Origin of the sequence: Maribacter sp. (genome assembly GCF_039974175.1) — a bacterium.
In the GTDB taxonomy this organism is placed as follows: Bacteria; Bacteroidota; Bacteroidia; order Flavobacteriales; family Flavobacteriaceae; genus Maribacter_C.
This window is the reverse complement of sequence record NZ_JBDWJN010000003.1, coordinates 588,295-608,311: the sequence shown is the minus strand read 5'-3', so window position 1 is coordinate 608,311 and position 20,017 is coordinate 588,295. Positions and strand designations below refer to the sequence as shown.

Here is a 20,017-nt window from a genome sequence, read left to right as displayed (position 1 = left end):
CAACAGTAGCCACATGTATGTAGTAAAAAGAGACGGAAGAAAAGAGCTGATCATGTTCGATAAGATCACAGCTCGAGTTCGAAAATTATGCTACGGCCTTAACGGGCTGGTAGATCCCCTAAAAGTCGCAATGCGCGTTATCGAAGGTTTATATGACGGAGTTACCACCTCTGAATTAGACAATTTAGCGGCGGAGATTGCTGCGACGATGACTACAACGCACCCCGACTATGCAAAGTTAGCAGCTCGTATTTCGGTTTCAAATCTACATAAGAACACCAAGAAGTCTTTCTCGGAAACCATGGAAGATTTGTACTTGTATGTAAATCCAAGAACAGGAAAAAAAGCACCATTGCTTTCTGATGAGGTTTTCAAGGTCATTAAAGAGAATTCAGAGAAACTAGATTCCACTATAATTTATAACCGTGATTTTGGCTACGATTATTTCGGTTTTAAAACCTTAGAGCGTTCGTATCTTTTAAAATTGAACGGAAAGATTGCAGAACGCCCACAACATATGTTGATGCGTGTTTCTATCGGTATACATTTAGACGATTTAGATGCGGCTATAGAAACCTATGAGCTGATGTCGAAAAAGTATTTTACGCACGCTACGCCAACACTTTTTAACTCAGGTACTCCAAAACCACAAATGTCTTCTTGCTTTTTATTGGCAATGAAAGATGACAGTATCGACGGTATATATGACACCTTAAAAAGTACTGCTAAGATTTCACAGTCTGCGGGTGGTATAGGTTTGTCTATTCATAACATTCGTGCTACAGGATCATACATTTCAGGTACCAACGGAACCTCAAATGGAATCGTGCCGATGCTTCGTGTTTTCAACGATACTGCTAGATATGTTGATCAGGGCGGTGGAAAGCGTAAAGGCAGTTTTGCCATTTATATGGAGCCATGGCATGCTGATATCTATGAGTTTTTAGATTTGAAAAAGAACCATGGCAAGGAAGAAATGCGCGCACGTGATTTGTTCTATGCAATGTGGATCTCCGATTTGTTCATGAAACGAGTCGAAGGTAATGGAGATTGGACCTTAATGTGTCCGAACGAATGCCCAGGTCTATTTACGAGTCACAGCGAGGAGTTCGAAAAATTATATTTGCAATACGAAGCTGAAGGAAAAGGGCGTAAGACGGTTAAAGCCCGTGAACTTTGGGAAAAAATATTAGAGTCTCAAATCGAGACAGGTACACCATATATGCTGTACAAAGATGCCGCTAACCGTAAGAGTAACCAGAAAAATCTAGGAACCATTCGTTCTTCGAATTTATGTACTGAAATCATGGAGTATACTTCTCCTGATGAGATCGCCGTATGTAATCTGGCATCAATTGCTTTGCCCATGTTCATAAAGAACGGGGAGTTTGATCACAAAGAATTGTTTAAGGTCACCAAACGTGTTACCAAAAACTTGAATAAGGTAATCGATAGAAACTATTATCCTGTAAAAGAGGCTGAAAATTCAAACATGCGACACAGACCTATCGGATTAGGTGTGCAGGGATTAGCCGATGCTTTTATCATGTTGCGTTTGCCTTTTACGAGTGATGCTGCTAAGAAACTAAATCAAGAGATATTTGAAACCTTGTATTTTGCTGCGGTCACTGCTTCTATGGAAGCAGCTCAAGAAGAAGGCACATACTCCTCTTATGAAGGTTCACCAATTTCACAAGGTGATTTCCAACACAATCTTTGGAATATTAAAGACGAGGAATTATCTGGCCGATGGGACTGGGGAAAGCTGCGTAAGCAAGTCAAGAAAAATGGGGTGCGTAACTCCTTATTGGTTGCGCCTATGCCGACGGCATCGACTTCTCAAATACTTGGAAATAATGAATGTTTTGAGCCCTACACTTCTAATATTTATACCAGACGTGTACTTTCGGGTGAATTCATAGTAGTGAACAAACACCTATTGGAAGACCTTGTATCACTTGGCCTATGGAACGAAAATATGAAGCAGGAACTGATGCGTGCCAATGGATCTATTCAGCATATTGAAACTATTCCCGCAGATATAAGAGAGTTGTACAAAACTGTTTGGGAATTAAGTATGAAAGACATTATTGACATGTCTAGACAAAGAGGGTATTTCATTGATCAAAGTCAATCATTGAATTTGTTCATGGAAAATGCCAACTACTCTAAATTGACTTCTATGCATTTCTACGCGTGGAAGAGTGGTTTAAAAACAGGTATGTACTACTTGAGAACAAAAGCCGCAGTAGATGCGATTAAGTTCACCTTAGACAATACAAAGAAGAAGGAAATACCAACAAGTGTAGCTGCCGAAGCGGAAGTTGCAGCAGCTACGCCACCCTCAGCCGCTGAAGCAAGTGCAATACAAGTAGAAACGACACCGGTAGTGGCTACCCAACCAGAAACTGATATTCAGCCCATGTCGCCTGCTGAAATGAAGGAAATGATTGCGCGTGCTAAAGAAGGACAAGCAGATGACGATTGTCTAATGTGCGGATCTTAAACAGCATATTTTAATAGCGTTCTTGCCAAGGAAGTGGGCTGTTGAGCGAGCTTTGAATTAAGTATTAAAACCCGACAATAGTTATTTTAGCTATTGTCGGGTTTTCTTTCTTTAAAGTATAACTAATACAGCAAATTTGTTGGAGGGCTATTAAAAAAAAGCCAAAAAAAATACATCCTAAAAAATTTAAGATGCATATAAGAAACTAAGATGATTACTTATTTTTCAACATAAGGGCGCACGACTCTAGAAAAAGCATACGCTACTACGTAAATAAGTAATATGATATAATATTTGTCCATGCCCGAAACTTCTGTATAAGTTATATACGGTAATTTAACGTAAAAAGATTTCGGAAATTACAAATTTAGACCTAAAAAATCGTTAAATCGTAAAAACACTAGGCTAAATGGCCTACTTGAAGCATAAAACAATTAAAAAAACCGAACTAAAAGCGTGTTTGAGCGAAATACCACTACAACCAAACACTCATTATGGTTTGTCTTAATTGCACCAGGTTGAAGTTCCAATTCAGTCGAATTGCTTTTCCAGTTTTTCTTTGGGCAACAAAGTACGTATATGCTATCTTAGAAAGAAGCATTAAAACGAAGTAGCCTACGATTGCGTAAAGATATGGGGTCGGATTCATGTATCAAGAACGGGCTATGTAAGTGAAATCTTATATCGCTATTGTGTAGTATATCGAAAAGAGTCAATTTTTTCGATGAACTGCATTTGGCCGTGAAATTATCCGATGAACTGCGCTATTAGTTACCGTTTACCGATAGTTTTTCTTTGGAAAGCTTTTGTCATATAAATGAATTATCCTGATGAGTTAGCTTACTTGAAATTATCTTCGTGCTTGTACGCATCAATTACGGCTTGCTCCCCGGCTTTGCCTTCTTTGGAGTTACCGTGTTCCATACCCAAAACGCCGGTAAAGCCTTTTTCATGAATCCATTTAAAGACGTTTTTATAATTGATTTCCCCGGTTGTAGGTTCTTTTCGGCCAGGGTTATCACCAATTTGTATATAGGCGATTTCGTCCCAAGTAAGTCCCATATTATGAATTAAGTGACCTTCGGTTTTTTGCAAATGATAGATGTCATATAATATTTTGCACGATGGGCTATCTACACCCTTGCAAATCATATAGGTCTGATCAGAATTTTGCAAATAAAGATCGGGGGAGTCTGAAAGAGGTTCAAGCACCATTACAAGACCATGGGGTTCGAAAATTTCAGCGCCTCTCTTCAAAGCTTCGATTACGTTAGCGTCTTGAACGCCTATAGGCAGCTTTCTTTCATATCCTCCGGGCACAACGGTCATCCATTTCGCATTGACACGTTTGGCCACCTCTACGGCTCTCTTGCATCCATCTAAAAAAATATCGATAAATTCTTGTTTGCCCGCAGCTAGCGTATTGGCCATATTGCCCCCTTTGTCTACTACAAAAACACCCATGGTCATACCACGCTTTTCCATAGTTTCGGCCATTTTTGACTGTAACGCAACATCGCGTTTCATCATGCCATTATCCTCAAAGGCAGTAAATCCTTGATCAGCCATAAAATTCAACTGATCAATAGGGTCATCGCCTGCATGATGTTTAAACATGCCCAAGTGGGGCGCATATTTCAGATTGAACTGATGTTGTATGGGTTGTGTTGCGTTCGACGCGTATGAAAAAGCCCCACCCAACGAGATTGCTCCGCTAGATAGGGCTGTTTTTTGTATAAAGCTCCTTCTTTTCATGCGAAAGGTTTTAGAGTGACCAAGCTTTTCCTCCACTTAATTCTTGTACATCACCGCATGCAACATAAGCACCCGGTACAGGTAAATAGTTCAATACCTCTTCTCCTATGTACTCCGAGGTTTTATAACCCATTATGGTCATATTTCTCAGGTTACTAGCAAAAGCATTGCAGGCGACATTGTCGTCAAGCACTGCTTCCTTGCCTTCGGCTACAGCCATCATGTAAGTTTCAACCGCTTCCCCGTTTTTCGCTTCTTCTTCTTTGGAAACCTTGAGAGCAGATGCTAATGTTTTTTCAAGTGCTTCCAAACTAATATCAGCAATGTTTTCGTTACCCGAGTCGCTTGCTGCCTTGGTCATAAAACGATCCGTTATCATTTTGATAAATCCCTGTTGCTCTTCCTCGACCACCTCATTAATAAAGCGATCTATAAAAAGATTTACCTGTACCTCCGACGCGGAAGGAGTATCTGTTTTAGGAAGAATGATATCTACCAATTTGGTAAGGACTGCTCCTTGTTGCTTGGTGAAGAAATCTGGGGTCCATTCCATCACGGTTCCACCTTGGCAGCTTTGCATGATGCTCACAAGAGTAGGGGTAGCTACGGTGTATCCCATAGCAAGCCCCATATTTTTAAGTGCTTTTCTTCTATCCATTATATGTTTCCTTTTTTAAGTTCTTTAGCCGCGTGGTTCGCAGCTCTGGCGGTAAACGCCATATATGTCAATGACGGGTTAACACAACTCGCCGAGGTCATAAACGAGCCATCGGTTACATAGACATTGGGCACATCGTGCAAGGCGTTATTACCGTCAAGTACCGAAGTTTTTCTGTTTCGACCCATTCGGGCAGTTCCCATTTCGTGAATACCCAAACCTAATGCAGTTTCTCTGTCGAATGGCTCCACATCTCTCATTCCGGCTTTGGTCAACATATCTACTGCAGATTCCATCATGTCTTTCCGCATGTTCAACTCATTTTCCTTGAAGCCTGCATCGAAGGTCACCGTTGGTAATCCCCATTGATCTAATTGATTATAATCTAAAGTGAAGCGATTGTCCTCATAGGGTAAAACTTCACCAAAGCCACCCATACCGAAGGTCCAACCGCCAGGCTTTAGAATGGCCTCTTTGAGTTCTGCTCCATGTGACAGTTCTGCAATGGTTTCCTCCCAGTTGCCCCTTCCTGCACCACCTTGATAACCAAACCCCCGTTTGTAATCGGTTCTGTTGGTTTTACCACCGAGGTTTCTGAATCGTGGTAAATATATTCCGCCAGGTCTTCTTCCTTTGTAATATTTATCAGCAAAGCCATCAAATTTTCCGGCTGCGCCCACACCCAAATGGTGATCCATAATATTGCGACCTAACTGGTCTGAATCATTCCCCATTCCGTTAGGAAAACGATCCGATTTTGATTGCATTAATATAGAAGTAGAGGCAATTGCTGAAGCGCAAAGGAAAATCACCTTTGCCTTAAACTCAAAAGTTTCTTTAGTAAGGCGGTCGATTACCTTAACTCCTGTTGCTCTTTTTGTATCGGGGTCATAGAGTACTTCGTGCACAATAGAGTCGGGTCGCAGCGTCATATTACCAGTTGCTTCAGCAGCAGGTAAGGTTGATGATAAGCTACTGAAATATGCTCCGAATGGGCAACCGCGAATACAACGGTTTCTATACTGGCATCTGGTTCTTCCGTCTCCATCGAACTGCTTATCACTATTGATATGTGCAACACGACCTGAAGTCATTACGCGCCCATCAAAGTTTTCGGCTATTTTTTCACGAACGTGTTCTTCAACACAATTGAGTTCTAAGGCGGGTTCAAATTGACCGTCTGGCAATTGTGGTAATCCTAACAGCTCACCTGTCACTCCTATATAAGACTCAACTTTGTCATACCAAGGCGCAATATCTTTGTAGCGCACAGGCCAATCTACTCCGTGCCCATCATTTAAATTGGCTTCAAAATCTATTTCGCTCCAGCGATAGCTATGACGCCCCCATTGCAAGGAGCGACCTCCAACATGATAGCCGCGCATCCAATCAAAACGCTGGGTTTCATTATAGGGGTGGTCTAAGTCATTGACAAACCACATATGACTTGCGGCATTGGTAGTATAACCTGTTCTATTTTGTTTTTCTTGTTTGGCAATCATCTCCTGGGATGGCCGACCTGCGTTGGGAAAATCCCAAGGATCCTTATTTGCTGTCTCGTAATCATCACGATGTTTTACCATACGCCCTCGCTCTAAAACTAGGGTCTTCAAACCATTTTCACATAACTCCTTAGCCGCCCAGCCTCCGCTGATTCCCGTACCTACAACAATCGCATCATACGATTCTTGTTCTTCATTGTAATAGAATTTACTCATGCACCGAATTGTTTAGTCGCTAAATTTATTAAATTAAAAATTAATTTTCTACTTTTAAAAACTAATCTTGTTGCTTAAAATAGGGTGTTTTGTGATAATATGTTGCACAATTCGCAATGACATAAAATCTAAAAATCATGAGTAAAATGTTAACCCCTTGATAGTTAAGTGTTCCCATTGAAAACAACAAAAATTTAATCTGGCCATAAAGGCTATAAAATCAACACCAATGAAACGTAGAAATTTTATCCGCAATAGTTCGCAAGCAGGATTCGCGGTATCTCTTTTAGGAATGTACGCCTGTAAAGAAAATAAAAAAACAGAGACTACAAGTACCGAAGCGGCAAGTAGTGTAGAAAAAGTTACAGCGCCTTTTTTTCAGCTTTCGCTTGCGCAATGGTCGATTCATAAAATGATTCGCGAGGATGGTGTTGACCCATACACATTTGCGGAAAAGGCAAAGAACTGGGGTTTTACGGGATTGGAATACGTGAGTCAATTATATAACCCAGAGCTTTCCGATGCGAATTATTCAGATGAGGCGATGGCCGCATTCGTTGAAAAATCAAATACTGAAGCTAAAAAGCATGGTATGGAGAATGTTTTGATCATGATTGACGGGCAGGGTAATCTGGCTGTTAATGATGAAGCAGAACGAAATGAAACGGTAGAAAAACATAAGAAATGGGTTGACGCGGCAGCAGCCATGGGATGTCATGCCATACGGGTAAATCTCAATGGGAGTATGGTTCCCGAAGAATGGCAAGCAAGCGCCATTGACGGACTTACCAAACTTTCAACTTATGCAAAAACCAAGAATATCAATGTCTTGGTAGAGAATCACGGAGGCTTATCATCAAACGGCGCTTTGCATGCAGCCGTAATGAAAGCGGTTGATTTAGACAACTGTGGCACTTTACCTGATTTTGGTAACTTCTGTATTACAAGAAATGAAGACTGGACTTGTAATCTGGAGTATGATAAATATAAAGGCGTTGCCGAACTGATGCCTTACGCAAAGGCAGTTAGTGCCAAATCAAATGACTTTGATGATGAAGGAAACGCAATAGGCATCGATTATGTGAAAATGATGCAGATGGTAAAAGATGCAGGCTATACAGGTTTTATAGGTGTTGAATACGAAGGGAGTATTCTCAATGAAGAAGCAGGAATAAAGGCAACAAAAGATTTAATGTTAAAAGTGGCCAAAGAACTTAGCTAGTATCCAACAAAATAAACTTAATTCAGTACGTGAAAATCTTTTTCAACCAATTATTCGATTACAATTTTTATTGTAATAAGAAGCTTATCGAAACCTGTTCGGCGATAGATAACACGCCGGAAAAGAGTATTGAACTTTTTAGTCACGTTCTGAACGTACATCACAGATGGAACGCCGTATTGAGTGGAAAGGCACCAGAATACGAAGCTAATCAGATTCATAGCATAAGAGAATGGGGTGATATTCATTATGAGAACCAAAGAAGTTCTTTCGAAATTACCACCACTACAGATGACTTTGAGAAACGCATCGACTATGAAAATGACGAGGGTAGATTGTTTACCAACACCGTACAGGATATGCTATTTCATATTATCAATCACTCAACGCATCATCGTGGTCAAATAGCAATAGATTTCAGAAAGAATGGACTCGAACCGCTTCAACTTGATTACGTATTCTATAAACGTTAAATCTATTCGCTATGAATTCTAGAGTGCGAGCACAGCTTTCTGTGATGATGTTCTTAGAATTCTTTATTTGGGGAAGTTGGTTTGTAACCATGGGCATTTATCTTCCAAATTCGCTGAATAGCAGCGGGGTTGAAATTTCTCTTGCTTATTCTACCCAATCTTGGGGAGCGATTCTCGCACCCTTTTTTATAGGATTGATCGCTGATCGCTACTTCAATGCAGAACGTATTCTCGGCGTGCTGCATTTGCTAGGAGGAGTACTGATGTATTTGCTCTATACGGCATCAGATTTTAGTGTTTTCTATCCCTATTTGCTCGCCTACATGATTATGTATATGTCTACCTTGGCTTTGGTAAATTCGGTTTCCTTTAATCAAATGAAAGATCCGGCTAAAGAATTTTCGTTTGTTCGTGTATTTGGAACATTGGGTTGGATAGTCGCTGGTTTGCTGATTAGTTTTTTCGGGTGGGACTCTCAAACTGGAATGACAGATGGAATTCTAAGAAATACCTTTTTAATGGCCGCGATATCATCTGTCGTTTTAGGAATGTTTAGCTTTACTTTGCCCAAGACACCTCCACGAGTTGATCGATCAAAGAAAGTGACCCTTTCTGAAATTCTTGGGTTGGAAGCTCTTAGACTTCTAAAAGATAGGAACTTCTTCACCTTTTTTCTGGCCTCGGTATTGATTTGTATTCCCTTGGCATTTTACTATCAACATACAGGACAGTTTTTAGGGGAGGTCGGACTAGAAAATCCGGCTGGTAAAATGACCGTCGGTCAAATCTCAGAATTGCTATTCATGTTATTACTGCCCTTTTTCTTCAAAAAATTTGGGTTTAAGAACACTATTTTAGTAGCCATGTTTGCTTGGGGGCTTCGCTACCTGCTTTTTGCATATGGAAATGCAGGGGAACTTACATTTCTCTTATTAGGGGGAATTGCCTTGCACGGAATTTGCTATGATTTTTTCTTTGTTTCCGGACAGATTTATACAGATACCAAGGCAGGTTCAACTTACAAAAGCGCTGCTCAAGGATTAATTACGCTGGCGACCTATGGTATAGGAATGTTGATTGGATTTTGGATCGCTGGAAAAATAACAGACAGCTACCTTATTACCGAAGGAGGTCATAGTTGGGAAACCATATGGCTATATCCTGCAGGCTTTTCACTTGTAGTGTTACTTTTGTTTGCTCTTTTGTTCAAAAATGAAAAAATCGACTACGAATCTTAGATATTTTATATATTCATAGGTTTTTAGGAAATACATAACATTAATATTTTAGTTCATGCCAAAGAAAATAAGATTAGGAGTATTAGGAGGAGGGGGAGATTCCCTTATTGGAGTTTTGCACCGCGTTGCAGCTCATATCAATGATAACTATGAAATTGTAGGCGGATGTTTCAATCCAGATTTCAAAGCCAACAAAGCGTTTGCAAGGGAAATAGATGTTCCTTTAAATCGTATTTATACAGACTTCGATACGATGGTGGAAGAAGAGCTGAAACTCCCTGAAAATGAACGCATTCAGGTATGTTCAGTTTTGACCCCGAATTTCTTGCATTTTCCCATGGCGAAAAAACTGTTAGACAATGGCTTTCATGTCATTTGTGAAAAGCCAATGACCACGACTTTAGAAGAGGCTAAAGTTCTGCAAAAAGCCCACAAAAAATCGGGAAAGGTTTTTGCTTTAACGCATACGTACACGGGTTATCCGATGGTACGTCAAATGCGTGAGATGATTAAAAAAGGTGCTTTAGGAAAAATTCACAAGGTAGATGCTAAGTATTACCAGGGGTGGATCAATGAGATAATACACGATAAGAAAAAACGCTCAACAGTTTGGCGTTTAGACCCCAAAAAAGCTGGTATAAGTTCCTGTATGGGAGATATCGGAGTGCATGCCTTTAATATGGTTGAATACACAACAGGGCTCAAGGTGAAATCGTTACTATGCGATTTCAATTATTTGTATAAGGACAATAAGATGGATGTAGATGGCACCGTGCTTATTCGCATGGATGATCATGTAAAAGGCGTTATTCGTGGAAGTCAAGTAGCAACAGGAGATGAGAATGGTTTGGCGATCTCAATATATGGAGCAAAAGCTTCTTTCCATTGGGAACAGGAAAATCCTAATTTCTTGTATATGAAGAGCGACACGCAACCGATGCAGGTATTCAAGCCGGGTCATGCCTATAACACTAAACTCTCTTTGGATGGTACAAAACTTCCGGCAGGTCATCCCGAAGGTATTTTTGATTCTATGGCGAACATCTATTTAGGAGCCGCAAAAGCTATCCGCGGAAAGCGGTATAATGAGGGTGAATTCCCAACCATGGAAGATGGTGTACGTGGTATGAACTTTATCGAGGCGACGGTTGAATCACACAAGAAAAAAAATACTTGGGTGAAAATGATGAAATGACAGTCAAATAGTGCATATTAAAAAGGCCGCGGAAGCGGCTTTTTTATTGCATAATATCTATTTTCTTTAACGCTGAAATACTTTTTCAAACTCCTGACAGACGATGATCATGCTATCACGTGGTACACGATCAAATTCTTCAAGTTCACGGGTATAGTAGTCCCAATGTACTTTTTTCCAATACGCTAATGATTTGTCACCTTCACCTTCTAATAGCGCGTATTTTTCATCAATACTGAAGTAGGGTTTGAGTGTTACTTTGGTGATTTCGATGATACACTGCGCCTTTCCTTCCCAATCGGTAATTATAGCAAAATCTCCTATTTTTGGAAGTGGTTCATTTCGGTATTGAAGCCCTAGCAAAGAATCTGAAGTAGCTTTTTTAATACCTTTCTTAACCAATTTCGCACAGGTATTGGCATCGGCCTCGTTGTCGCAAAAATGATATACTTTTGGGGGTTCGTGAAAGACATCCTCGAGGTGATTTTTTAGATAATCTCCCCACATGTTATTTGCTGAAGCGTTGTCCATGAAAGGTAAACGTATGGTGGTTGGTTAATATTGTTAATTTCTACCTGGTTTTATTGCTAAATATAAGAAGCTTTTTTAGGAAAACTGTCCTAATTTGAATTGTTCTGCTGCATGGTTCGCAGCCCTTGCTGTAAAAGCCATATAGGTTAACGAAGGGTTGACACAGCTCGATGAGGTCATGAAAGCGCCATCGGTTACATAAACATTGGGTACGGCATGAACTTGATTGTGTCTATTGACGATAGAATTTTTCGAACTGTGTCCCATTCTGGCACCACCCATTTCATGTATGGCGCTGCCAGGCCCGTTTCGATTATCATATCCCCTCACATTTTCAAACCCAGCACTTTCAAAGATGGCTATAGCTTCATCGACCATATCTTGACGCATCTTTATTTCGTTCTCTTTGTATTCAACATCAAAATCAAGTAACGGCAACCCCCATTGGTCTTTCTTGGCTTTACTAAGTCGAACAACATTTTCATCATAGGGTAAAACCTCGCCGAAACCGGTCATTCCAATCCTCCAAGTACCCGGTTTTAAAATAGCGTCCTTTAAATTTTTTCCGTGGGAAGCTTCCGCAATCGCCAGCGACCAATCGCTTCTACTTGCTCCTCCTTGATAACCAAAACCTCTTACATATGATGTGCGCTTCGTCTTTTGGTCAAGATTGACAAATCTAGGGATATAGTATCCATTAGGCCTTCTTCCTTTATAATAGTTGTTTAAATACCCCTTTACATCAGCACTGGCTCCCGCCTGAAAGTGGTGATCCATTATGCCTTTGCCCAGAGTGCCCGAATCATTACCCAAGCCATCTGGAAAACGTTCACTTTGAGACTGCAGCAAAATACCTACTGACGCCATAGCCGATGCGCAAAGGAATATTACCTTTGCTTTGAATTCCAATTTTTCATGAGTTTCTGCGTCAATCACCCGAACACCAGTCGCTTTTTTCGAAGCCGCGTCATAAATAACTTCATGAACTATTGAATTGGCTCGAAGTGTCATATTTCCCGTTCGTTCCGCAGCTGGTAGTGTAGAGGAATTACTACTAAAATACCCCCCGAAAGGACAGCCTCTACTACATCTATTTCGATACTGACAAAGTGTTCTACCTTCTTGGTCTGCGACGACACCGGTCAAGTTTGCACTGCGACCAATGGTCAACAAACGGCCGTCATCAAACTCCGTTTTCATTGTTTGCTGAAGGTCTTTTTCTACACAATTCAATTGCATTGGAGGTAAAAATTCCCCATCGGGAAGTTGTTTCAAACCCAGTTTTTCACCATTTACGCCGATGTATTTCTCCACCTTATCATACCAGGGCGAAATGTCACTGTATCGCACTGGCCAGTCGATACCATGACCATCTTTGCGATTGGCCTCAAAATCGATATCACTCCAGCGATACGATTGCCTTCCCCAAGTAATGGAGCGCCCGCCAACGTGATAACCACGCATCCATGCAAACGGCTTGGTTTCTTGATACGGGTGATCCACTGCGTTCACAAAGAAGTGTGCATTGTCTTCACCAGGGGCCCATTTGCGATTTGAAGTATGAAACTTCCGTTTTTCTTTTAATGACAGTTGGCCTCCCAAGGGGAAGTCCCAATTGTCTTTATTCATGGTAGGGTAATCTTCTATATGCTTGACCATGCGACCTCGTTCCAATACCAAGGTTTTCAATCCGTTTTCACAGAGTTCTTTGGCGGCCCAGCCACCGCTGATTCCGGTGCCTACTACAATAGCATCAAAAAGTATATTTTCCATAAAAAAACAGCTTAAGCGAATTTACCGGCTTTGAATGCCTCAGCGGCATGGTTGGCTGCACGGGCGGTAAATGCCATATACGTCAAGGATGGATTAACGCAATTGGATGAGGTCATAAAAGCGCCATCGGTCACATAGACGTTGGGTACGGCATGAATTTGATTGTGTTTGTTTACTATTGAAGTTTTAGGATTATGGCCCATTCTGGCCCCTCCCATTTCATGAATTCCGAGCCCTGGGCCAGAAGGTTCTTCATAAGGTTTTACATCTTTAAAACCTGCGGCCTTGAACATAGCGACAATTTCTTTTTTGATGTCTTTGCGCATATTGAGTTCGTTCTCTTTAAACTCAACATCGAAATCTAATTGAGGCAAGCCCCATTTATCTTTTTCCGTGCTACTCAAAGTAACCCTATTATCATCATGGGGCAAGAACTCCCCAAAACCGGTTACCCCAATTTCCCAATGACCTGGTTTAAGAATTTGTTCTTTCAAAGCTTTGCCATAACCCATTTCGGCAACAGAAGTTGACCAATCGTTTCGACTAGCGGTGCCCTGATAACCAAAACCACGAACATATCCTTCACGCTTGGTTTTTTCATCTAAGTTCACAAATCGCGGAATATAAAAACCGTTTGCTCTTCGCCCTTTGTAGTATTTGTCTAAATGCCCATCTACTTTAGCCGTAGCCCCAAGTTTATAATGATGGTCCATTATGCCTCGCCCTAGTGCATCAGAATCATTACCCATTCCATTGGGGAAACGTTCTGATTTTGATTGCAATAAAATACCAACAGAGGCCATAGCAGAAGCGCATAGGAAAATGACTTTAGCCTTGAATTCTAGTTTTTCATGGGTTTCTGTATCGATAACCCGTACTCCCGTCGCCTTTCTTGTCTTTTCGTCATACATAACTTCGTGCACGATAGAATTGGGGCGAAGCGTCATGTTTCCGGTACGCTCAGCTGCCGGAAGCGTTGACGAGTTGCTGCTAAAATATCCACCAAAAGGACACCCTCTCCAGCAACGGTTCCTGTTTTGACAAACGCCGCGACCTTCAAAAGTTGCGTTCGGGTCAGTGATATGCGCCGTTCTACCAATCGTAATCAAACGCCCGTCATCAAACTTTTCTGCAGTGGCTTTTTTAAATTCTTCCTCAACACAGTTCAAATCCATGGGGGGTTGAAATTTGCCGTCGGGTAATATAGATAAACCCAATGCCTCACCGCTTACACCAATATATGCTTCTACCTTATCGTACCAGGGTGAAATATCTTTATATCGTACCGGCCAGTCGATACCAATACCTTCTTTTTTATTGGCTTCAAAATCAATATCACTCCAGCGATAACTTTGCCGACCCCAGGTCAGTGAACGCCCACCTACTTGATAACCACGAATCCAGTCGAAGCGCTTGGTTTCTACATAAGGATGTTCTAAATCATTGACAAAAAAATGTTTTACATCTTCTTTTGGGGCCCAATTTACCCGCGATTGCACATGGTATTTTTCCTTTTCAGAAGCAGATAATTCTCCTTTTAAAGGATAGTCCCATGGGTCATCGTTCATGGTAGGGTAATCTTCAATATGTTTGACCATACGACCGCGTTCAAGTACTAAAGTTTTTAGTCCGTTTTCACATAATTCCTTGGCGGCCCATCCACCACTTATTCCAGTACCTACCACTATGGCATCGTATTGTTCTTCTTGATTCATGCTAGATTTCTTATGGTTTTCTGATGGTATTCGCTATATTTATAACTTCGCTTGGAAAGAAAATAAAAGGGAACATTTGCCCTCTAAATATAGGGTTAAATTCTTAAATTTTTTAAATCAATAACTTCTAGTAACATACAAGATGAAGACAATCAAAGGACCGGCAGTATTTTTAGCACAATTCGTAGATAGTAAAGCACCATTCAATTCTTTAGACGGCATGTGCAAATGGGCATCTGACCTAGGGTACAAAGGGATACAAATTCCTACCTGGGAAAGCTTTTTAATCGATTTGGATAAAGCCGCTGAAAGTCAAACCTACTGTGATGAGCTAAAAGGTAAAGTCAACTCCTATGGATTGGAAATCACTGAACTTTCTACCCATCTGCAAGGTCAGTTGGTAGCGGTGCACCCAGCTTACGACTTAATGTTCGATAATTTTGCGCCTGACAGCGTAAAGAACAATCCAAAGGCCCGCACTGAATGGGCGGTTGATGTTGTGAAAAAAGCTGCAACAGCAAGTCGTAGATTGGGCATATCGGCTCATGCTACTTTTTCCGGTGCCTTGCTTTGGCACACTTGGCATCCTTGGCCTCAGCGACCAGCAGGCTTGGTAGAAATGGGCTTCGAAGAATTGGCCAAACGCTGGATGCCAATCTTAAACCATTTTGACGAGGAAGGCGTTGATGTTTGCTACGAGATTCACCCAGGTGAGGATTTGCACGATGGCGATACTTTCGAACGCTTTTTGCAAGCAACCGGAAATCATAAGCGGGTAAATATTCTTTACGACCCAAGCCATTTTGTGCTCCAACAGCTTGATTATATTGAATATATCGACCACTATCATGAATTTATTAAATCTTTCCATGTAAAAGATTCAGAGTTTAACCCTACCGGAAAAAAGGGAGCGTTTGGTGGTTATAATGATTGGGGTGATCGCGCAGGCCGGTACCGTTCTTTAGGTGACGGACAGATTGACTTTAAAACCATCTTTTCGAAATTAACACAGTATGGTTGCGATGTATGGGCAGTTATGGAATGGGAGTGTTGTATCAAGAGTCCGGAACAAGGAGCACGAGAAGGGGCTATCTTTATTCAAGACCATATTATAGAGGCAACAGAGAAGACTTTTGACGACTTCGCAGGAGCGGACGTAGACAAAGACATGCTGAGAAAAATACTTGGAACTTAATAAAGTGAGCGGTATTTCGTCGCCGTTAAGAGGAAAGTTCTTTGTAGAATTTTTGTTCTGAATGACAAGAGTTTAAAAACAACCTTAAAATAAGAACTCATGAAAAATGTTTTATTTGCTGCCCTGTTGGTTACAATAACCATCGGATGTAAGGAAAAGGCAAAAGAAGTTGAAGAAAACGCCACAGAAGCTATGGCGGAAACCGAAATGGAAGTTCCGAAAGAAGAATGGAAAGTTCTCTTCGACGGCACTTCATTTGATGGCTGGCACGAATATTTACAGGAAGGCGTTTCGACACACTGGAAGATAGAAGACGGTGCTATGGTTTTTTACCCTCCTAAAGATCGCAAAAAGGGAAAAAGCTATAATTTAATTTCTGAAAACGAGTATACCGATTTTGTACTTTCGATCGAGTGGCGTATTGCAGAAGCAGGAAATAGCGGTATTTTTTGGGGAATTAAAGAACTTCCAGAATTAGGTCAGCCTTATGAAACGGGTCCAGAGATACAAGTGCTCGATAATGACAAACATCCTGACGGTAAAAACGGCACCAGTCATCAGGCAGGTGCGTTGTATGATATGGTTTCTCCATCAGAAGATGTGACCAAACCGATAGGTGAATGGAATTTGTGTGAAATAACTATTAATCACAAAACGAATATGGGCAGCGTTGTGCTCAATGATGTTGAGGTGGTGAACTTTCCCGTGAACAATCCAGAATGGGGAGCGATGGTTTCAAAATCAAAGTTTGCCAATTGGGAACATTTTGCCAAATACACCACAGGCAAGATTGGTGTTCAAGATCATGGTGATGTTGTGGCCTTTAGAAATATTAAAATAAAAGAACTTTAAAACAGAATAGAAAACAGATAAGAACTCAAAGCTTTGGCGCATGTTACGCTATGCTTTTGTAACCAAACACAAGCTTATTCGAAGGTTTGGGTTACCAATAGAAATTGAGAATTTGCTTGTGATCAATAACCTAAAGAATCATGTATAAGATATTTATCATTGGAACGCTAGTGTCCGTTCTAATTTCCTGTCAAGAGAAGATAAAGGAAGAGGCCAATCAAATCATAGAGGAAACTAAAGAAGCCGTCATCGTTCATGAGGAGTATATGAAACCAGAGCCAACAGAGCCTGAGGCAACAGAATATTATGAACCTAAGGTACCCGTCGTAGGCCCCGCTACTGAGGGGAAAATTCCCAGTGACGCGATAGTACTTTTCGATGGAAGTTCATTGGATGGCTGGATGCATACTCAAGATAGTACGGCTGCAAAATGGCATTTGAACAAAGATGGGAGCATGACCGTGGCTGATAGAACTGGAAATATTCGAACCAAGCAAGAATTTGGCGATGTGCAACTGCATATCGAATGGCGTTCTCCTTTGCCCGTTCAGCGCGATGGTCAAAATAGGGGTAATAGTGGTGTTTTCTTAAACGGAATATACGAGATACAGGTCTTAGATAATAATGATAATGACACTTACGTAAACGGACAAGTAGGCGCTATATACAAACAAGGCCCACCTTTGGCCATGGCCTCAGTGCCAACGGGGGAGTGGAACATTTATGATATCATCTACCACGCACCAGAATTCAATACCGATGGTGGCAAAACAAAATCGGCTACCGTGACGGTACTGCATAATGGGGTGCTCATTCAAGATCATACCGAAATAAAAGGTACTACCCCATATATTGGCTGGCCAAAGAATCCGGTACATGGTAAAGGGCCTTTGATGCTTCAAGATCATGGCGATGATAGTCGAGTGAGTTATCGCAATATTTGGGTTAGGGAGTTGTAACCGTGCGACTGCGTTCGGAATGACTTCGTTAGTCTTTTTGCTTCGGTTAAAACGAGTACCTTTGCGAAAATCTAAATAAACTTTATGATTCAATCCATGACCGGTTTCGGGAGGCATGTCATACAGCTTCCATCTAAAAAAATTACCGTTGAACTCAAATCGCTCAACAGTAAGAACTTAGATTTAAATGCGCGCATGCCGTCTGCCTATAGGGAAAAGGAATTAGAGCTGCGAAAAATAATTGCAAGTTCATTGGTTCGTGGGAAAGTAGATTTTGGATTATACTTGGAAACCACCGGAGGAGAAACTTCGGCACAAATCAATGAAGAAGTAGTTCGCACTTACATGAAGCAGTTGGGAGCCATTGCTCAAGGTGATGATTTACGCTTGCTTGAAATGGCACTTCGAATGCCTGACGCCATGAAGACCGAACGGGAAGATATTGATGAAGAAGAGTATAAGGCAATTCAAATGGCTTTAAAAGAAGCTCTTTCAGAAATCAATATATTTCGCTCTGAAGAAGGAAATGTTCTTGAGAAAGACTTTATCGACAGAATCAAGAATCTAGAAGAATTGCTCAACAAAGTGATTGCAATAGATCCTGATCGGCAGCGCGAAGTGCGTGAACGACTAGATAAGGCGGTTACCGATATCAAAGCAGATGTTGATGCGAATCGTTTTGAACAAGAGTTGATTTACTATTTAGAAAAGTATGATATCACCGAAGAGAAAGTTCGCTTGGCAAATCACCTTGATTACTTTGCTAAGACCCTTAAATCTGATGATTCTAATGGAAAAAAATTAGGGTTTATTTCTCAAGAAATCGGTCGGGAAATAAATACGATTGGGTCGAAGGCAAACTATGCCCCAATGCAACAGTTGGTGGTGCAAATGAAAGATGAGCTGGAAAAAATAAAGGAACAAATGTTAAACGTGCTTTAATAGAAGAAGTAGTTTACAGTTACCGTAAACAGATTTTTTGCAGTTGCTAAATACGAATTTTAATATATTTTGAAGTTGAACTTGAACTTGTCACTTGAACTTTTATGAAAGGAGGAAAACTATTAATTTTTTCAGCTCCTTCCGGCAGCGGTAAAACTACGATTGTTCGGCATCTTTTAAAACAACCAGAACTAAATTTGGCTTTTTCAGTTTCTGCTACGTCCAGAGCACCTAGAGGAGAAGAAAAGGAGGGAGAAAACTACTACTTTATTAAGGTTTCTGAATTCAAACAACACATCAAGAATGATGATTTTATAGAATGGGAAGAAGTATATCGTGACAATTTTTACGGAACCCTTAAAAGTGAAGTAGAGCGACTTTGGGCAGAAGGTAAGAATGTAATCTTCGATATCGATGTTGTGGGCGGACTTCGGATAAAGAAAAAATTCCCTAACAAGACCCTAGCTGTTTTTGTAAAACCTCCAAGCGTTGATGAGTTGAAAATAAGACTAAAAAAGCGTAGTACCGAAAGTGATGATAAGATAAACATGCGCATTGCAAAAGCTTCTGTTGAGTTAGCAACGGCACCTCAATTTGATAAGGTCATAAAGAACTATGATTTAGATACGGCCTTGAATGAGGCACATCAGTTGGTGGCCGATTTCGTTGGTGCTGATAAGAAGGACTAGATTCTGTTTATGAAAAAAATAGGTTTATACTTCGGCACATTCAATCCTATTCATATAGGGCATATGGTTATTGCCAATCATATGGTTGAATTCTCCGATTTAGATGAGGTTTGGTTTGTAGTCACGCCTCAGAGTCCGTTTAAGACGAAGAAAACATTGCTAGATAATCACCATAGGTATCAAATGGTATTTGAGGCAACAAAAGACTTTACGAAGTTAAAACCCAGTAAAATAGAGTTTGATTTGCCCCAACCAAATTATACCATAAATACATTGGTGCATTTGGAGGAAACCTATAGCGCGGATTTCAAATTTTGCTTAATTATGGGGGCCGATAATTTGAAGAGTTTCCATAAGTGGAAGAATTACGAGGCTATTTTAGCAAACTATGAGCTCTATGTATATCCTAGAATTTCAGATGGAGCGATAGAAGATCAGTTTAAAAACCACCCGAAGATACATCAGGTAAATGCCCCTATTATGGAAGTTTCATCTACCTTCATACGCAAGAATCATGCTTTAGGTAAAAACATAAGGGCCCTATTGCCAGATACTGTTTGGCACTATATGGATGAAATGAATTTTTATCGCTAGCA

The 20,017-nt window shown here is 40.8% G+C and carries 17 protein-coding genes; 11 read left to right on the top strand and 6 right to left on the bottom strand.

All coding sequences use genetic code 11. The features are described from left to right. Nucleotides 1–13: 13 nt before the first annotated feature. Nucleotides 14–2,506, top strand: a complete 2,493-nt coding sequence (locus ABJN95_RS03730) for a ribonucleoside-diphosphate reductase subunit alpha (protein ID WP_348368656.1) — start codon at nt 14–16, stop codon at nt 2,504–2,506. A gap of 840 nt (nt 2,507–3,346) precedes the next feature. On the opposite strand, the gene ABJN95_RS03725 is transcribed toward ABJN95_RS03730, so the two are convergent. Genes ABJN95_RS03725 through ABJN95_RS03715 form a run of 3 tightly spaced genes read right to left on the bottom strand, consistent with a single transcriptional unit; the run spans nt 3,347 to nt 6,637 of the window. Further along, the gene (locus ABJN95_RS03725) at nt 3,347–4,261 is read right to left on the bottom strand and encodes a TIM barrel protein (RefSeq protein ID WP_348368655.1); all 915 of its coding nucleotides are present in this window, start codon (nt 4,259–4,261) and stop codon (nt 3,347–3,349) included. Nucleotides 4,262–4,271: 10 nt separating this feature from the next. After that, entirely contained in the window at nt 4,272–4,919 is a 648-nt protein-coding gene (locus ABJN95_RS03720) for a gluconate 2-dehydrogenase subunit 3 family protein (protein WP_348368654.1), read from the bottom strand. Beyond that, nucleotides 4,919–6,637: a GMC family oxidoreductase gene (locus tag ABJN95_RS03715; RefSeq protein WP_348368653.1), complete on the bottom strand. Its 1,719-nt coding sequence runs from the start codon at nt 6,635–6,637 to the stop codon at nt 4,919–4,921. The genes ABJN95_RS03720 and ABJN95_RS03715 overlap by 1 nt, the downstream gene beginning before the upstream one ends. 229 nt (nt 6,638–6,866) lie before the next feature. On the opposite strand from ABJN95_RS03715, the gene ABJN95_RS03710 reads away from it, so the two are divergent. The 4 genes from ABJN95_RS03710 to ABJN95_RS03695 are packed head-to-tail and all read left to right on the top strand — an operon-like array spanning nt 6,867 to nt 10,765. Then, nucleotides 6,867–7,859 (top strand): sugar phosphate isomerase/epimerase family protein, encoded by a 993-nt coding sequence (locus ABJN95_RS03710; protein ID WP_348368652.1) that lies wholly within the window; start codon nt 6,867–6,869, stop codon nt 7,857–7,859. 29 nt (nt 7,860–7,888) lie between these two features. Beyond that, nucleotides 7,889–8,332 (top strand): DinB family protein, encoded by a 444-nt coding sequence (locus tag ABJN95_RS03705; RefSeq protein WP_348368651.1) that lies wholly within the window; start codon nt 7,889–7,891, stop codon nt 8,330–8,332. An 11-nt stretch (nt 8,333–8,343) separates the two neighbouring features. After that, the gene (locus ABJN95_RS03700; protein ID WP_348368650.1) at nt 8,344–9,570 is read left to right on the top strand and encodes an MFS transporter; all 1,227 of its coding nucleotides are present in this window, start codon (nt 8,344–8,346) and stop codon (nt 9,568–9,570) included. Between the two features lie 55 nt (nt 9,571–9,625). After that, nucleotides 9,626–10,765 carry a Gfo/Idh/MocA family oxidoreductase gene (locus tag ABJN95_RS03695; protein ID WP_348368649.1) on the top strand — a complete coding sequence of 380 codons (1,140 nt, stop codon included), beginning with the start codon at nt 9,626–9,628 and terminating at the stop codon, nt 10,763–10,765. Between the two features lie 66 nt (nt 10,766–10,831). Here ABJN95_RS03695 and ABJN95_RS03690 read toward each other — a convergent pair whose 3' ends face one another. The 3 genes from ABJN95_RS03690 to ABJN95_RS03680 form a co-directional block, all read right to left on the bottom strand. Continuing rightward, nucleotides 10,832–11,296, bottom strand: a complete 465-nt coding sequence (locus ABJN95_RS03690) for an ASCH domain-containing protein (RefSeq protein ID WP_348368648.1) — start codon at nt 11,294–11,296, stop codon at nt 10,832–10,834. Between the two features lie 75 nt (nt 11,297–11,371). Beyond that, on the bottom strand, nt 11,372–13,069 hold the full coding sequence (locus tag ABJN95_RS03685) for a GMC family oxidoreductase (protein WP_348368647.1): 1,698 nt from the start codon (nt 13,067–13,069) through the stop codon (nt 11,372–11,374). An 11-nt stretch (nt 13,070–13,080) separates the two neighbouring features. Next, complete coding sequence (locus tag ABJN95_RS03680; RefSeq protein ID WP_348368646.1) at nt 13,081–14,784, bottom strand: GMC family oxidoreductase; 1,704 nt, start codon at nt 14,782–14,784, stop codon at nt 13,081–13,083. Between the two features lie 142 nt (nt 14,785–14,926). On the opposite strand from ABJN95_RS03680, the gene ABJN95_RS03675 reads away from it, so the two are divergent. The 6 genes from ABJN95_RS03675 (at nt 14,927) to nadD (ending at nt 20,015) form a co-directional block, all read left to right on the top strand. Next, nucleotides 14,927–15,979 (top strand): sugar phosphate isomerase/epimerase, encoded by a 1,053-nt coding sequence (locus ABJN95_RS03675; protein WP_348368645.1) that lies wholly within the window; start codon nt 14,927–14,929, stop codon nt 15,977–15,979. A gap of 99 nt (nt 15,980–16,078) precedes the next feature. Then, complete coding sequence (locus ABJN95_RS03670; protein WP_348368644.1) at nt 16,079–16,831, top strand: DUF1080 domain-containing protein; 753 nt, start codon at nt 16,079–16,081, stop codon at nt 16,829–16,831. 140 nt (nt 16,832–16,971) lie between these two features. Further along, nucleotides 16,972–17,790, top strand: a complete 819-nt coding sequence (locus ABJN95_RS03665) for a DUF1080 domain-containing protein (RefSeq protein WP_348368643.1) — start codon at nt 16,972–16,974, stop codon at nt 17,788–17,790. A gap of 84 nt (nt 17,791–17,874) precedes the next feature. Then, nucleotides 17,875–18,732, top strand: a complete 858-nt coding sequence (locus ABJN95_RS03660) for a YicC/YloC family endoribonuclease (RefSeq protein ID WP_348368642.1) — start codon at nt 17,875–17,877, stop codon at nt 18,730–18,732. A 104-nt stretch (nt 18,733–18,836) separates the two neighbouring features. Then, entirely contained in the window at nt 18,837–19,421 is a 585-nt protein-coding gene (gene gmk / locus ABJN95_RS03655; RefSeq protein WP_348368641.1) for a guanylate kinase, read from the top strand. A gap of 9 nt (nt 19,422–19,430) precedes the next feature. After that, entirely contained in the window at nt 19,431–20,015 is a 585-nt protein-coding gene (gene nadD / locus ABJN95_RS03650) for a nicotinate (nicotinamide) nucleotide adenylyltransferase (RefSeq protein WP_348368640.1), read from the top strand. Nucleotides 20,016–20,017: the final 2 nt, after the last annotated feature.